15 protein-coding genes and 1 riboswitch are annotated in these 16533 nt (G+C 39.8%); of the genes, 6 read left to right on the plus strand and 9 right to left on the minus strand.

The features are described 5' to 3' along the window. Positions 1-81 precede the first annotated feature (81 nt). Positions 82-3483, minus strand: coding sequence for a phosphodiester glycosidase family protein (locus ACFOUV_RS07260; protein ID WP_379496119.1), 3402 nt, complete (start codon positions 3481-3483; stop codon positions 82-84). A 237-nt stretch (positions 3484-3720) separates the two neighbouring features. Here ACFOUV_RS07260 and ACFOUV_RS07265 point away from each other — a divergent pair, with 237 nt between their 5' ends. Then, positions 3721-5499: a sulfatase-like hydrolase/transferase gene (locus tag ACFOUV_RS07265; protein ID WP_379496120.1), complete on the plus strand. Its 1779-nt coding sequence runs from the start codon at positions 3721-3723 to the stop codon at positions 5497-5499. Positions 5500-5589: 90 nt separating this feature from the next. Here ACFOUV_RS07265 and ACFOUV_RS07270 read toward each other — a convergent pair whose 3' ends face one another. Beyond that, complete coding sequence (locus ACFOUV_RS07270; RefSeq protein ID WP_379496121.1) at positions 5590-6075, minus strand: hypothetical protein; 486 nt, start codon at positions 6073-6075, stop codon at positions 5590-5592. 269 nt (positions 6076-6344) lie between these two features. Here ACFOUV_RS07270 and ACFOUV_RS07275 point away from each other — a divergent pair, with 269 nt between their 5' ends. Then, on the plus strand, positions 6345-7271 hold the full coding sequence (locus ACFOUV_RS07275; RefSeq protein ID WP_379496122.1) for an EamA family transporter: 927 nt from the start codon (positions 6345-6347) through the stop codon (positions 7269-7271). A gap of 99 nt (positions 7272-7370) precedes the next feature. On the opposite strand, the gene ACFOUV_RS07280 is transcribed toward ACFOUV_RS07275, so the two are convergent. Together ACFOUV_RS07280 and ACFOUV_RS07285 are read right to left on the minus strand one after the other, a co-directional pair. Then, positions 7371-7685 carry a DMT family transporter gene (locus ACFOUV_RS07280; RefSeq protein WP_379496123.1) on the minus strand — a complete coding sequence of 105 codons (315 nt, stop codon included), beginning with the start codon at positions 7683-7685 and terminating at the stop codon, positions 7371-7373. A 1-nt stretch (position 7686) separates the two neighbouring features. Then, positions 7687-8025: a DMT family transporter gene (locus ACFOUV_RS07285; RefSeq protein ID WP_379496124.1), complete on the minus strand. Its 339-nt coding sequence runs from the start codon at positions 8023-8025 to the stop codon at positions 7687-7689. Between the two features lie 210 nt (positions 8026-8235). Here ACFOUV_RS07285 and ACFOUV_RS07290 point away from each other — a divergent pair, with 210 nt between their 5' ends. From ACFOUV_RS07290 to tenA, 4 genes are all read left to right on the plus strand, one after another. Beyond that, the gene (locus ACFOUV_RS07290; protein ID WP_379496125.1) at positions 8236-9222 is read left to right on the plus strand and encodes an NAD(P)H-quinone oxidoreductase; all 987 of its coding nucleotides are present in this window, start codon (positions 8236-8238) and stop codon (positions 9220-9222) included. A 344-nt stretch (positions 9223-9566) separates the two neighbouring features. Then, a riboswitch (TPP riboswitch) is annotated at positions 9567-9669 on the plus strand. 85 nt (positions 9670-9754) lie between these two features. Beyond that, positions 9755-10534, plus strand: coding sequence for a hydroxyethylthiazole kinase (thiM, locus tag ACFOUV_RS07295; protein WP_379496126.1), 780 nt, complete (start codon positions 9755-9757; stop codon positions 10532-10534). A 61-nt stretch (positions 10535-10595) separates the two neighbouring features. Further along, positions 10596-10955 carry a Lin0512 family protein gene (locus ACFOUV_RS07300; RefSeq protein WP_379496127.1) on the plus strand — a complete coding sequence of 120 codons (360 nt, stop codon included), beginning with the start codon at positions 10596-10598 and terminating at the stop codon, positions 10953-10955. A 58-nt stretch (positions 10956-11013) separates the two neighbouring features. Then, on the plus strand, positions 11014-11703 hold the full coding sequence (gene tenA / locus ACFOUV_RS07305; RefSeq protein WP_379496128.1) for a thiaminase II: 690 nt from the start codon (positions 11014-11016) through the stop codon (positions 11701-11703). 241 nt (positions 11704-11944) lie between these two features. Here tenA and ACFOUV_RS07310 read toward each other — a convergent pair whose 3' ends face one another. The 5 genes from ACFOUV_RS07310 to ACFOUV_RS07330 all read right to left on the minus strand — a co-directional run bounded on the left by ACFOUV_RS07310 (position 11945) and on the right by ACFOUV_RS07330 (position 16477). Continuing rightward, positions 11945-13111: an amidohydrolase gene (locus ACFOUV_RS07310; protein WP_379496129.1), complete on the minus strand. Its 1167-nt coding sequence runs from the start codon at positions 13109-13111 to the stop codon at positions 11945-11947. Positions 13112-13177: 66 nt separating this feature from the next. Continuing rightward, a complete protein-coding gene (locus ACFOUV_RS07315) occupies positions 13178-14719 on the minus strand; it encodes an AbgT family transporter (RefSeq protein WP_379496130.1) in 1542 nt (513 codons plus the stop codon). Between the two features lie 751 nt (positions 14720-15470). Next, positions 15471-15620, minus strand: coding sequence for a hypothetical protein (locus ACFOUV_RS07320; RefSeq protein WP_379496131.1), 150 nt, complete (start codon positions 15618-15620; stop codon positions 15471-15473). A 55-nt stretch (positions 15621-15675) separates the two neighbouring features. Next, positions 15676-15882, minus strand: coding sequence for a hypothetical protein (locus ACFOUV_RS07325; RefSeq protein WP_379496132.1), 207 nt, complete (start codon positions 15880-15882; stop codon positions 15676-15678). Between the two features lie 112 nt (positions 15883-15994). Beyond that, the gene (locus ACFOUV_RS07330) at positions 15995-16477 is read right to left on the minus strand and encodes a hypothetical protein (protein ID WP_379496133.1); all 483 of its coding nucleotides are present in this window, start codon (positions 16475-16477) and stop codon (positions 15995-15997) included. Positions 16478-16533 lie beyond the last annotated feature (56 nt).

The raw sequence follows: 16533 nt of genomic DNA on the forward strand, positions 1-16533 counted from the left end.
ATTTATATCCCCGAAAGCATCTTCTCCTCCCGCTTCGTATGTTTTGCAATCTTTCCTCATTTTTTCATTAAAAATATATTTCTATTGAATCGTAATTTGCTGCTCACCACTTACGTTATTTGATGTTACTTTTAATGTAATTTCTCCAGCTTTCAATGTTTGAAGCTTTCCATCTGCTGGATTGAAAACAGCTGCATAGCTCCCGGACTTTTCAGCTTGTTCAGCTGCTTTTCCGGAGCCAATATAGACATTACTGCTTCCTTCCCAAGTTACAGATGCTGGATAGCGTAAAGGAAAATCCAGATTTCCAGCTTGATGGCCAGTTGCATCAATTGAAATGGTTTCACCGATCGCAACAGATTCAGGTGCGTGCAGTGTGACTGATCCCAGCAGTGGACGAACCTCTGCCTGAATCCATTCTGTTCCCTTCACATTGCTTTTCTCTGCTGCTCTGTCTGGACCATTTGACTTATCAGGTACAGCTGTAGGATCGATTCCAAATAATGTCCATGAATAGAAACCGCCATTATCTGCTGCCCCATAAGGAGCCTTCCCAGCAGGTCCTGTAACCATATATGGAACACCTTCTACACGTTCCAGATTTACAGTGTGGGCATGACCACTCATATACATGGCCCCTTTTCCATTTGATTCTTGACGGAATTCAGTGAGCCATTTTTCCAACAGATCAGCCTCTTTACGATCAGATAGCTGACTATTTTCTGTTGGTAATGGATCACGTGTTGGATGGTGACCGATAACCGTCACATTTTTAATAGTAGGATCCGATGCAGCATCATCCAGAGATTCTTTCAATTCAATCATTTGGTCAAAATCACTCGTTCGTAAGCTTCCTGTTGATGTGTCCAGTAAAATAAATCTTGTACCATTATGGTCAAAGCTATAACGGTTTTCCTCAAATACTTCTAAAAAGTTATCCAAATTCCCTGAACCTGCAATTTCGTGGTTACCAGGAATATAGTAGATTGGAATCTCATCTCCTACTTCTTCCTCTAAAATCTGTTTTGCAAACTCAAAATCCTCTTTCCATGCTGTATCAACAAGGTCCCCGTTGATAACCAGAAATTCAGGATCTTCGGCGACAATCTGGCGAAGGGATTCTCTTGCCATTTCTACTTGATTACTGTTTGGAGCTGCCGCTGTAAATTGGCTGTCAGTAAGCACTGCAAATTTCCAACGATCATTGCCTATTGAATCATTTTGGATAATCAATGGATCAGATGCTGGTGCTTCTTCTTTTGGTATTTCAACAGAAGGTGGAACTTCAACAGTCAAATCATCAAAAATCAGCTGTCCGGAATACTGCTTATTTCTATCTGTTTCCACCGGATAAATACGCCATAATTTCGCTGGATAGTTTATTCCCTCTGGAAGAGATGTTTCAATATATTTCCATCCTGTCCAGTTTACCTTACTTGCTAATGTTAACGTATAGTTTGTGCCGGATGCATCCGTAATAACGGTACGAAGCCATGCACCATTGCCATCACCATGTACCCATAACCCGATTTTCTGAACATCACCAGGGAGTTCGAGACGAGGGGATGTCTGTAAATAGGCTGCCCGTGTTGCGGTAGTTGTCGAAAAGTCATAGTTTACCTGGATGCCATTTCCCTCTCTGCCTTCTACTACTTCCATGGATGCACCGACATTGGATGGATACTTTGTTACATTCCATCCAGCTGGATCTTCAAAATTAGCTATATTAATCGAAGTAAGTCCCACCGTAACAGGAATAGTTATTTCCTTATCCAGTACAGTTACTGAAATGGTAGTGGATGCCCCATCTTCCAAGGGTTCAACAGTAAAGCTCCCATCCTGATTTTCCTCGATTGTAATAACCGAATCATCATAATCCAACTCGTCATCGCGTGCTTCAATCGGAGCTGAATACCCATTAGAATCATAACCAGTAACAGAAAAACTGCTGCTTCTGCCCATTTCAAGTCCTAGATAGGAACTTGAAGACGCGACCCGGTCCAAATCTCCAAGTACGGTAATCTCCTTTGTTCCTTTTGCAGATTTAATTTGTGCTTCCGTTACAGCAGATCCCGTTTTCTTCGCATAAAAAACTCCATTTTCATCAAAAGATCCGACATCTGCTGGCAAAGCCTGCCAGGATATTTCTCCCACTTCTACAGGAGAATAATTTTCATCGTAACCGAGTCCAGTAAAAGTTCTGCTCAAGCCAGGGAAAATACGATCATTGTTTTCCATATCAGAAACTGTTTCAACTGAAAATGCTGTGAGCTCACCACTGCCAGCCTCGGCAAAAATGCCAATCCCATTTGGTACACTGCGTTCAACGCCGTCCGATGGTTCATTTACCACTTCAGCATTTTCATAACCTGGTTGACGTGCGACCATTGTCGATGAGCCACCACCATCGATATTTAAGGCAGTATATGCACCATATTCCTTCATCAATTCCCCAAGCTCTTTATAGGTCATTCCACGGCTATCGGTTTGACGACCGTCAACAAGACCAAGAATCATCGTATTCCCATCTTCTGAAAAACCAACAGCTGTACGCGGTGCTGTTGTACTGTCATCAATCGTTGGGGGAACTTGTCCATTTTCGACCAGTTTAACATTTCCACCTACTGCAAAATTCATTAACGTATCTTCATCCATTTTTGGTGCGTATTCCACGTTTACTTTATCACCTATGGATAGCTCTTTTAATAGCGTAGCCCCTTGTTCACGTCCAACCAATACAAAGGTGTTCTCAGTGATATCTCCACTGCCAGGCTCCTCAGATACAGCAACTACTTCTCCTTCTTGGACAGTTACTTCATATAAAGAAGACCCACTTGCTGGTCTTTGTGCTTGCCCCCATATAGAGGTATACAGTCCAATTCCGTTTGCTGGAATGGAAGATTGATTGAAGGCTGAAAGCATAGAATCTCCATTGGGAAGCTTAATCGTACCTTCAAGGAAGATATTCGCAATTTGTCCTTTTCCTTGATCATCGACTCCTGCTGTTAACGTATGGGAGCCTTGTGGACCCTTCAATAGGTTACCATCTTTAATCATCGTTCCTGAAGGTGCTTTCGTATTATTAATGTCAAAGAAATCACCATTTACAGCCCCAACTGCTCCAGAGGCAAGCGCCATTTCGGAAACTTTTTTTGCCTTTGTGACTACCCCTGGAAACAGCAATTCCGTTGAAACATTTTCATTGGACAAATCAACTGTCATGATTTCACCGTTCAACCATCCACGGACATCAAATCTTTCAAAGCTTGTTAATTCAATACCCGGACCGATCGTAATTGTATCTTCTTCCGATAAGAGCGTTTTTCCATCGGCTCCAACCGTTATCTCTGGTTCTGTCCGATCTGAGGAGGCGGAACGGGCATCTGCTATCGGATTATGTTCATTGTCTGCATGTACCGGCATAATTGCTAATAAAGAAAAAATAAAAATCAGTACCATACTCAACCACCATTTACGATTCATTTATAATTCCCTCCCTATTTATTTTAATAGATTGCAGCAACACTATGTACAATCCCTCCCTTCATCCATTCTTTAGTTCCAATACTAGCAAAGCTATATTAAATAAATTCATGAATTTTGTGAATTTTTATAGTGAAATAGAACGATGATAATTAATATAAGATGGGAACCTCCCAACTGATTCTTTCATAGGATATTATGTTTAAAATCTTTTTTATTTTTTTGGAGGGATTATCATTGGCAAAAGGACATAAGAATCAATCTAATATATCAGAAAATAATCGAGATCGACCAAATTTTCTTTTCATTATTGTAGATGAAGAGCGCTTTCCTACAGCGTATGAATCTGATGAATTAAAGGAATGGCGCAGAGTCCATTTAAAAGCACAGGAACGATTACGTGAAAATAGTATGTCTTTTTTAAACCATTATGTTGGTAGTACCGCTTGTTCACCTAGTAGAACCACTCTTTTTACAGGGCATTATCCATCGCTTCACGGTGTTACACAAACAACCGGCGCCGCAAAGGGTGCTTTTGATTCGGATGTGTTTTGGCTTGACCATAATACGGTTCCGACTCTGGGAGACTATTTTCGTACTGCTGGTTATCGTACGTATTGGAAAGGAAAATGGCATATATCGGATGAGGATATACTAATTCCAGGTACACATAACGCATTATCAAGCTACAACAAGCATACTGGTGTACCAGATCATAAAAACGAGAAAATTTATTCACGTGCAAATCGACTTGATGCCTATGGTTTTTCAGGGTGGATGGGTCCGGAACCTCATGGAACTGACCCTAGGAATTCAGGTTCATCTGCAAGAATTGGTCTAGATGGACGAGATGCTATCTATGCCGAAGAAGTGGTTTCTTTATTAAAGAAACTTGAGGAAGGGCATTCCAAAGAGAGTGAACCTTGGTTGATCGTATCCTCTTTCATTAACCCTCACGATATTACATTGTTTGGTCTACTCACTCAATTGTTACCTACTTTTGATTTTAAAATTGATCCAAGCGTTCCTGATATCACACAAGCTCCAACAGCGGGTGAATCTTTACAAACGAAACCAACAGCACAGGAAAGCTATCGCAAAACATATCAAAAAGCCTTGCAGCCCACTTTGGATACGCCATTTTTCAGGAAACTTTATTATTCACTTCAAAAAGAAGTTGATAATGAAGTGTTTAAAGTGTTACAAGCGCTTCAAAAATCAATTTTCAATGAAAATACAATTATTGTTTATACATCTGATCATGGTGATTTATTAGGTTCACACGGAGGATTGTTTCAAAAATGGCATAATGCATATGAGGAGTCTATCCATGTTCCTTTCCTTATCCATAGCCCAAAGCTCTTTACTGGAAAACAACAAACAACTATGTTAACAAGCCATGTAGACGTTATTCCGACTTTATTATCACTTGCAAACATTCCTACCGAAAAGGCTCAAGCCAAACTTCGAAAGAATCATTCGGAAGTGCACCCATTCGTTGGTAGAGATCTTACACCACTCATACACGGTAATCAGGAATTCTCCCGTGCAAATGAAGCCCTTTATTTTATGACAGATGATGACTTTTCAAGAGGCTTACATCAAGTGTCACAAAAGGGTGAATCGTACGAGTCCGTCACACAGCCAAATCATATGGAGACATTGATCACCACATTAAAGACGGGAGAAAATGATAGTGAAGAAAAATGGAAGCTATCTCGTTATTTCGATAATCCTCAATTTTGGAGCACCCCTGATGTTGAGGACCTAGTTAATCTAAAAGAAAGCACTCTATCTCTTTCAGATGCTACGGAGACTACAATTAAGGTATCAACTACAAAAACCAATCCTGTGCCAGATCAATATGAATTATACAATGTTACGCAAGACCCGTTTGAGGAGAAAAACTTAGCTCATCCCCAATTTGCAACTCCAAAAACAAAAATTATCCAGCAAAAATTAATCAAAACCCTCGAAAAACAAGCACAGAAAAAAAGACTATCCCCTGAATCTTGACTGAGGTGGAAGCACGGGGACGGTTCTTTTGCTTCCTATATAACAAAAAGAAAAGGAAGCAGGAGAACCGTCCCCATGCTTCCATATCCCTTATTCCACCGTGTAATCAACAAGTATTAACTGGCCCATTTCATTTTCGTAGTATTCAATGGTCATTGGTGATCCTGGTTCTAACGATGCCCAATCATCATCCATAAATTCAATTATCTGTAATGCGATTGTTTCGTCTGCTGTTTCGACTTCTATTGTATGTGGATCTCCTTGTCCGCTATAAGTTGCTTCTTCTTTGATGGTTTCTTGTGCAGCATCACCATTCTCTGATTCGGTACCTTCCTCATCTGCCTCTTCTTCTACAGATTCGGACGCTTCATCTTGATCATCAGCCGGGGTAAAATCCTCTGTTTCTGCCTCTTCGTTGTTTTCGATATCCTCTTGTTCCGCTGACTCCTCTGTTACATCCGCTTTACTTTCTTCTGTTTCCGTTCCTTCATCATTCTCGGTGGTCCCTCCGCACGCAGCTAAGACCACTAAAAATAAGGCACTAACCAATAGGAAATACAATTTTTTTGTTTTCATCTTTTCACCTCTTCTTAGAAAATTAGTCGCATTATTTACTAAATAGTTACATCATACTGTTTCTAATCCTATAGTAACTAATATAACAGAAAAGTACTTTACAGAAAAAATTTTACTGCCAAACCTACTTTCGCCTAAAAACCCGTTTATTTCCATCAATCCTGCCCCCCACAAAGACCTATTAAATATGCTATGATAGTATTTATGGTCTTTTTTCTTCCAACAACAGAGAAATACACCATGTTATTTAACAATAATGGAGGATTAATATGAAACGTCATCATGCTATCATCGTTTTCCTAATAGGAGCATTTTTCTTTGGGTTGAACCCGTTATTTATTAAATTAGGTTATGCTGCGGGCTGGACCCTCGGTGAAATTAACGTAATACAGGCCATCATTGCTTTGATCGTGCTTTGGACCATCGGAATTATTGCCCTTAGACGACATCCACAAGCAATTAAAAAACTTAACGTCAAAACAGTGCTTTCCCTCGTGATTGCGGGAAGCTTTACCGGACTTACAAGCGTACTTTATTACGGTTCGATGCAGTATTTACCCGCATCCCTCGCAGTTGTATTACTATTTCAATTCGTATGGATTGGCGTATTATTTGAATGGATTTTCAGCCGAAAAAAGCCAAATAAACGAACGATGCTTTCTGTCATACTAACATTGGTCGGTGTATTATTTGCGGCAGATGCGTTTAATGGAGGACTAACCGAGATAACACTTCTCGGCTTTATACTCGGAATTGGAGCAGCATTCTCCTATTCCGCATTTGTTATATTCAGCGGGCGTGTAGCTGTTGAGGTCCCGGCAACGATTCGGACGCCGATTATGATTACAGGTGCTGCTCTATTAATCTTTCTTATATTTCCACCACATGTGACACTAAACGTCAATGCAGTTAGTAGTGGAAGTTTATGGTTCTATGCTGGTTGCCTTGCACTATGTGGGCTCATCTTAACACCACTTATGTTTGCAATATCCACCCCACATATATCTGCAGGCCTAGCAACAATCCTCGGTGCCATTGAGCTTCCAGTATCGGTAATCGTTGCATATATCGGATTGGGCGAATATATCGCACCTTCCAGATGGTTCGGTGTTTTGCTTATCCTACTTGCAATCACAATCGGTGAAATAAAAGTCATTTGGCATATGATAATCAAACCGAAAAAGTCTGTTAATTAGACAGACTATGGGAACCACGCGAACGTGCCCAGTGCCAATCCCCACCGCTTTATGCGCTTCTCGTATCAAAGCAGTGGGATCTGGCCATTGCCGAAAAAATCATCCAAGTACTTTCAACCCCACAGCACCAGCTATAATACAAAGTAAAAAGAAGATTCTTTTCCAACCGGCAGATTCTTTGAAGAACAAGATACCCATTAACACTGCCCCAGCTGCACCCAAGCCTGTCCAAATCGCATAGGCAGTTCCTAGCGGAATATCTCTCATCGCAAGGGAAAGAAAAACAAATCCGCTGCCAAACGTTAAGATAATCATGAGCAGCCAGCCAATTGACTTTTTACGAAGATAAAGATTGATGCTCATAACTCCAAATATTTCACCGAAACTCGCTATAACAAGGAAAATCCAAGCCATTTTAATCTCCTCCCTGTTCTGCAGGTTTATCATTTGGTGTGGTCATTTTAATTCCAATAACACCCACTATAATTAAACCGATAAAGAAAACCTTTGCCACCGAAAATTCTGCTCCAAACAAAATGAAATCGATCAACACAATTGCTGCTGCCCCTGATCCTGTAAAAACGGCATAAACGGTACCGGCTGGTAGTTTTTCACATGCTTTAATTACAAAATAAAAACTGAGAATAATGACTATAATTGTGCAGATCCACTCTATTAGTGAATCGGAATATTTCAGACCGATGACCCAAAACACTTCGACAATTGCAGCAAAAAGAACATAAAGCCAAGCCAATTGCAATTCCTCCTTTTTGATCGAAAACATCTTACGTTACTCCCCTATTTTAGCACATATGGGCGCCTAGCCTTTGGTTTACATAAAGACGTTTCTTATGTTTATTTAATCTTTTTCTGATAAGGTTAAAATAAAGGGAAATTCATGTCCTGTAGTTTAATAGCACTTACTCGAAGAAGGATGAATACTTTAGGAGAGGAGAAACTATATATGAAAGCTATCACTGTAAAACAACCAGGTGGTGCGGAGCAATTACAAATAACAGAACAGCCTAAACCGGAACTGCACGAAGGTGAATTGTTAATAAAAGTAAAGTCGGCTGCTGTTAACCGATCGGACATCGTCAATCGCGAAGGTCGTTCTGGTTATTTGAAGAATCCAAATTTGGGTATTGAAGTTGCCGGCATTGTTGAACAAGCGGGTCCGGGAACAGAAATAGAAGTCGGAACAAGAGTAATGGGACTTGTGAATGGCGGGGGTTATGCAGAATATGCGGTCATGCCTGCTGAGCGGGCGATGGTCATTCCGGAAGGCTTATCGTTTAAAGAGGCAGCAGCGATTCCAGAAGTATTTTTAACTGCTTATCAAACGTTATTTTGGTTAGGACGGTTAAAAGAGGGCGAAACAGTACTTATTCATGCCGGTGGGAGCGGAGTCGGAACAGCAGCAATCCAACTAGCAAAACAACTTTGTGAAGCGAAAATCATCACTACTGCTGGGTCAAAGGAGAAGCTGGATTTTGCCCGTTCATTGGGCGCAGATCATTGTATCAATTATAAGGAACAAGATTTTGCTGAGGAAGTATTGCAAGCGACAAATCAGCAAGGTGTTGATCTGATTTTGGACTTTATCGGTGCATCTTACTGGAAAGGAAATATCTCCAGTATCAAAGTAGACGGACGCTGGGTATTAATTGGCGTACTAGGCGGTGCGAAAATAGAAGAAGTAAATTTGTTAGAACTGATGTCGAAAAGGATTCAGCTGACAGGCACATTACTCACGCCAAGAAGTGATCCGTACAAGGCAGAACTGACAGCTGATTTTGCCTCCAGCGCTTTAAAACTTTTTGAAACTAAGCAGCTTAAGCCAATAATTGACCATGTATTTGATTTTGAGAATATTCAACAGGCACACTTACACATGGAACAAAATAAAAACATTGGAAAAATAATTTTAAAAGTTGATCCAACAAGCTAAAACACACTGCTCTTCAGTGTGTTTTCTTGTGTGTTCCACTTGCTTCACTGGAATTCCGCGAATGTCTACATTTATCAGCGCATATGGCGTTTATACCGCGATTTATTTAACTTTATCCGCGAATCGCTGTTCTGGGAGAGTATGAAGTGGACGTGCTTTCATCTTCAGAGCCTATACAATCGGCATCTGTCCTACTTTATCGCTCCCAATAAGAAGCATGGGGACGGTTCTTTTGCTTCCTACTATCAAAAAGGAAGCAGGAGAACCGTCCCCGTGCTTCCATCTGCCATATATCATTTTACTTTTATAATAGAATGGAGTAAGCTCTAGTTAGAATAATTAAAAATATCCACTAGGGGTGCCGTTTGGCTGAGACAAGATTCATTTCTTGATCCCTTTGAACCTGAACTGGTTAATACCAGCGTAGGGAAGTGGAGTTGGCGGCGTATACATATACTGAATTTGTATATACAACCACTCCATTTGGGGTGGTTTTTTTAATTCTTCAACTTATCAGAGAGGAGATGTCCAGATGAATTTTATTGCAAAAATCAGAGAAGACAAGCCATTTATTTTTAATATTACGAATGAAGTTGCGAGTAATTTTGCCGCAAACGGTCTAATCGCAATTGGCGCATCCCCTGCTATGTCACATACTCCGAGAGAAGCACAGGACTATGGAGCGATGGCCGACGCAGTCGTGTTGAACCTTGGAACATTAACGGAGGACCGTGGCGAGGCAATGTTAAAGGCTGGAAAGGCAGCAAATGAGAAAGGGGTTCCAGTTATTCTTGACCCCATTGCAGTTGGTGGGACAGTTTTTCGGACTGAAATAATTAATGACATACTTGCAACTGTAAAGCTTGCAGCAATTCGTGCTAATGCCGGAGAAATTGCTGTGTTGGCAGGCGCTTTGGAAAAAGCAAAGGGACCAGATTCCATGATTGAAAAAAATGACCCAGAAATAGCAAAAGCTGTGGCAAAAAAATATGATACAGTTGTGATTTCAACCGGCGAAACAGACGTAATTACCGATGGCATGCGAACTGCTTTATGCAAAAATGGCCATGAAATGTTACAAAACATTACTGCCAGCGGATGCCTGCTTTCATCAATTATTGGACCTTTTGTAAGTGTAGCTGATGACAAATTCCAGGCAGGTGTATATGCAGTGGCAAGTTATGGCATTGCAGCGGAATTAGCGATGAAAAAAGCAATGGGGCCTGGAACATTTATTCTGGCACTACTTGACGAGCTTTATTTCTTAACGGATGAAAAAGTAAAAAGATATAAACAGATTCAGGAACGTTAGGACATCCGTAATCAAAGGAGCCTTCCTGAAGCTATTTTAATAAAGGAAGAAGGAAAAGAAAATGGAAAATCTCATATTTATTGAAACAGGAACAGGGTTGGATGTGCACGGACAGGATGTAAATATTGCGGCTGAACGGGCAGTGCTGAATGCAATCCATTCCAATTCCATGCCAGGCATGAGAAAAATTTTGCCGGATGGTGACTTAAATAAGATGATCGTAAATGTCAAACTAGGCTTGCCGCAGGATTTGGAAAAATTAGATCAGAATAGAATAAAAAAGTTAATTCCCTATGGTACGGTCACCATTGAAGTAATGGACGGCGGCATGGCAACAACAAGCGGAATTTTTCTTGAAGAACAGCAGGATAAAAACGATTTGATGTACATCGTTAACGCTGTAGTAGAAGTAGGCTATTAAAAAATAAATGTCCATTTTCTAATTCATCATTAGGAAAAAAATAGAGGAGGAATTTTTTATGCGTTTTTCAGAGTCGTTGAGAGAAGCAACAAAGCAAAGTTGGGAATTAAGCCTGAATCATCCGTTTGTACAAGGGATTGTCAAGGGAGATTTACCGCTGGAAACGTTCAAAAACTATATTATGCAAGACATCTATTATTTGAAACATTACGGCAAAGTCCATGCCTTCGCAGCTGCCCATGCGGATGACTTTCGTGTTTCTGCAAGACTTGCTGAAAAGGCAAAAAAAACAACTGAAGCGGAGCTGACTGTACACAAGGAACATGCTGAAATTTTAAATATTACGAATGAAGAAATAGAAAATTTTAAACCAGCGCCGACTGCATATGCCTATACATCCCATTTGTACCGAGCGTCATTATCCGGTAGCCTGGCCCAAATTGTAGCTGCTATACTGCCATGTTACTGGTTGTATGCGGATATCGGCTTGCAATATAAGGATGCAAAACCGGCCGAAGAAATCTATCAAAATTGGCTGAACATGTATGCTAGTAGCTGGTTCCAGGAATCAACACAGGAAATGATTAACCTCATGGATGAATTAGCTGACCAAGCAAGCGAAGCAGAAAAGAAAAAGATTAAAGATCAATTCATCATTGCCAAAGAATATGAACTTGCATTCTGGGAAATGTCGTATACATTTGAAACATGGTTATCGGAAAAGGATAAGTTGGAGACGTCTGTGTAGAGCAAGACTAGACTAGATTAATCAATTATTTCTGGAATAAGATGCCGAGCAGACTGGAATTCCACGAATTTCAGGCGTATATTCGCGATTTCCTTAGCTGTATCCACACGAATATTATAAAAAAATAGAGACGGGCTTCAATAATTAAAGCCTATCTCTATTTTTATCTAATTAATAAGAAACCATGACGTTAAAAGAAAAATTGATAGCGGGTAGGGAACTGAGCTCTGAATTGACTATTTTATTTCCCCATTTCTAATGCAACATGAACCATCATGCTGACACCGTCGATTAAACTATCTTCATCGATGGCAAATTTAGGATGGTGATGGGGATAATCATAGGACTTTTCCTCATTTCTTGCTCCAATAAATATGAATGTTCCTGGTATTATCTTGGAGAATGCACCGAAATCCTCCCCACCCATAGTTAATGGATAATTGAATACACGATCACCAAATAACTTGGTTGCAATATCGATAACGGCATCGGTTTTCTCCTCATCATTGACAACCGCATCATAGCCATACTGGAAGTTAAACTCGTAATCAGCACCATATAAATCACATATGGATGCAACTGCCTTTTCCATTTTTTCTTTTACCAATTCACGCGTTTCTTGTTGGACCGTCCGTACACTTCCCTGTAATGCAGCGGTATCTGGGATGATATTCGTGGCACTGCCAGCGTGAAACTGTGTGGTTGAAATAACGACAGAATCGAGTGGAGAGGTCATTCGTGATACAATCGTTTGAAATTGATTGATAATCTGCGTACTCATTATAACCGGGTCAACCGAATCTTCAGGCTGGGATGCATGTCCACCTCTCCCTTTAATGAGGAGATCAAATGTATCTGAATTTGAGGTGATAGGCCCCTTGGTAATTCCAATTTTACCAATAGGAATCGGTGTGAATAAATGCTGCCCATAGACGAAATCAAGGTCGTTGAACAGCCCAGTCGCAACCATTTCCTGTGCACCGCCTGGAGGTGCTTCCTCCGCATGTTGGAAAATCAAATAAATTTCACCACTTATTGCGTCTACGTTTTGCGACAAAACACGTGCCGCTCCAAGAAGCATTGCGGCATGTCCATCATGCCCACAAGCATGCATGACACCCTCTTTTGTTGAGGCGAAATCAAGGTCATCCCGTTCTTCTTGAATGGGTAATGCATCAATATCCGCTCGCAGCCCAATTTTCTTTCCAGGTTTTTTTCCTTTAATAATGCCTAGTACACTCGTTTTCGTAGGACGAGATAATTCGATATTGTCCATTTGTCGAAGTTCATCTTCAATATATTGACTTGTCCAGTACTCCTCAAAAGAAAGCTCTGGATGCTGGTGCATCGTTCTCCTCCACTGAATAACAGCTGGTAATACTTGTTCGATTTGTTTAAACATATCCATTCGTATCTCCTCATTTAAAATTTATTTCTTATTGTTGGCGGCTAGGGAGCCGTCATTCGGGTTGGGTTACTGTTGTAAAAAGATAGGACCGCCTGGACCGACTGGGATGCCTAATAAATACCAAAGAACCAAAAATAAGGACCATACAATGAAAAAAGCGATGGAGTACGGTAGTAAATTAGAAAGCAGCGTACCTAAGCCAACATTCTTATCATACTTTTTCGCAAATGCCAATAATAGTGGCAAATATGGAAGCATTGGTGTAATTGGGTTCGTAATCGAATCCCCTATCCGGAAAATCATTTGTGTAAAAGCCGGATCATAGCCTAAAAGCATAAATAGCGGAACGAATACAGGTGCAAGGATTGCCCATTTTGCAGAGGCACTACCAATAAGTAAGTTGATAAATCCAGCAATAATGACGAAGCTTAAAATTAACGGTATTCCAGTGAAATTCATCTGCTGAAGAAAATCTGCACCTTTTATCGCTAAAATCGGACCTAAATTACTCCATGAAAAGTATGCAAGCATCTGAGCTGCAAAAAACACGAGAACAATGTAGCTTCCCATTGTTGCCATCGATTCACTTAACACATTCCCAAAGTCCCTCGAATTCTTAATTGTTTTCATCTTCAACCCATATACTAAACCTGGAACAAAGAACAAAATCGTAATAATGAAAACAACCGAATTCATGAACGGTGAATCATTCATAATCGAGCCTGTCTCCTGATTTCTAAGAATACCATTTTCAGGAATGACAAGTGCCATAAAAATTACAGCCGTTATTACTAACGAACTATTGGCCCAGCGTAATGCACTTTTCTCATCTGCACCTAGATCTTCTTCAGAAATCTGCTCGCCATGATACGCACCTAACCGTGGTATCGTCAATTTTGTTGTAACGAAGTAGGTTACGATTAATAACAATACTGCCGAAGCAGCAATAAAGTAATAGTTCATCGCAATATTTCCCGTATAACTCTCATCAATAAGTTGTGCAGCAGGTTCCGTAAAAGCCAGTGCTAAAGCATCTGTCATCCCGACGATGAAGTTAGCTGAAAAGGCCCCAAGTGATGCAGCATATGCCATCACAAGTCCTGAAAAAGGATGGTAACCAAGCCGCATCATAACCATAGCAGCAAGCGGCGGCAGAACGACAGGTGCTGCATCACCAGCAACATTTCCAATAATAGCAACTAAAATCATCGTTGGAATGATCAGTTTACGTGGTGCTACTTCAATAACTCGTTTCATCACAGTCTCAAAATAACCTGTTTTCTCTGCAATTCCAATACCTAGCATCACGACAAGTACCATGCCTAATGGTGGGAATGCACTAAAATTATTAATGCTCTCCGTTAAAATAAGAATTAAGCCCTCACCGGAAATTAGGTTCACAGCCTCAACCACTTCACCTGTTCCGGGATTAGTCGCTTTCAAATTAAATAAGGATGCGATAAAGGATGCTACAAGAATAATACCCATTAAATTTATAAAAATTACGATTGGATCCGGTAATTTATTTCCTATAAGTTCAACTTTATTTAAAAATTCATCTACAAAACTCGTCTTCTTTTTCTTTTCCAAAATCAATCCTCCACCCATCTAGTTGTTCTATTTCAAAATTACGTTGGTATTTAATATACATTCAGCTTTAATTGCTTGCTTTAATTGGTTAAACCGCTAAATTATTATCCAATTTTAAAAGTATATCCTTTTAAAGTCAATCCTGTTTTTTCATTATTATGCTATACTTCAAGATTAAAATACAGACACCGTTTGCATGATTACGATTACATTATTTTTCAAAAAACTTCTATTTAAACCAATCGTCTCTCTTGTCTACCATCACTTTTAGTATAAACTTTCAAGCAGGTTCCAACCAAAAAAGTCTCGAACCCCAAACCCTTGAACGATATTACTCATCCAAAGATTTGAAATTCGAGATATGCTCATAATTTCCCTTATGCATACAAAGACAACCAATCAGGAAGTTTGTTTTCCTTTGCATGTTAATTATTACTCAACTTTTGCACCATTAAAATAAGTTCAAACAATTAACTAGGTTAAACTTAGAATGTTTTCACTTACGCTTTAAAATGGTGGGTCTGACCCTGAAAATCGCATACAATTCACACACATAAAAAGGATTTTCCTATCAGAAGTCCCTCCCTTTTTTAGACGAATTATCTTTCCAACAAGTGGATCTGTTCGCGCAATTTTTCTAGTACAAGTGATAAATCATTTACGAAAACACCGGCAGCAAACTATTCTTTAGTAAATACAAACGTTACTATTTGTTCTCCAGTAACAGCATCTGTATCAATATCTAATATGAAGCTGTATTCTGTTCCATCTATTGTTCCACGGCCATCGTCATTGTCTGTCGCAGGATTGCAGTCTTCATCGAACGTTTCAATGAATTCATCGATACTGTATTATTAAATGGACAGAGGCTTATACGCAATGGATCAGCCCTACCCTCTACGTCATTCCCACCTGGCACAGATAAAACTCCGTCTATTAATCCACGGTTGTAAAATACAGAGCATTCTTCACAATCAGCTTGGTGGTGTTGATCCCGGTGGTTGCGGGAATGGAAATTCTTCCAATAAAAATTCAAGAACGATTTCCTTTTTAATAATAAGTTTTAGTATTCGAGAAAAATCATCTGGGGTAGTCGAAGCTGAACTGGAAACACTATCCAGTGCATTCGCTAAAGCCTGCTCCATGTTTGCTACAGCATGCAAAAAATTATCTTGTGGCATTTTTGTATGTCACCCTTTCGTTGTGATAGTACACTGTATGTTACTTGTTTAGTCTCAGTATAAGCGCATATCCTACTTTATCTTAAAAGAGGCTCATTAATTAAAAGGACTATTAGCAAGTTTTTTTGTCGCATTTGCAATGATGAGATGAGCACTTCTTACATTCAACATGTTCTTTACAAGCCTCAATCGTTTCTTCCAACAAAAATTCCAGTATAATCTCTTTTTTAATTGCCAACTTAATCAAATTTTCCAGTTTCTCCGTAAATTTCATGGCTTCTTTCGGTGATAAAGAAAGCCTTTTCATCAAACTAACCTCTGCATTTATTGCATTTGCCAATGCATTTTCAATCTCAGCAGCCGATGCTATAAACTCGTTAAGACTTTCCTGGCAAGTCTTTTTAGGTTTTTCTTTTTTGTGATGTTCTTTTTCATGTCTGTCTTCGCAGGAATGTTTATGATCTGAATACCAGCCATCCACGTATTTATGATCCGAATGCTTATGTTCCGGATGTTGATGATGATCTGAAAACGTATGCTTGGAATGATGGTGTCTACCACAGTTGCATTTTCTATTGTTTTTGTATATGACCATGTTCATTTCCCCCTTTCATGTGACATATAGTTCATCTTATGCCTGGTTGAAATGAC

This window comes from Oceanobacillus longus (genome assembly GCF_042650085.1).
GTDB lineage: Bacteria > Bacillota > Bacilli > Bacillales > Amphibacillaceae > Oceanobacillus > Oceanobacillus longus.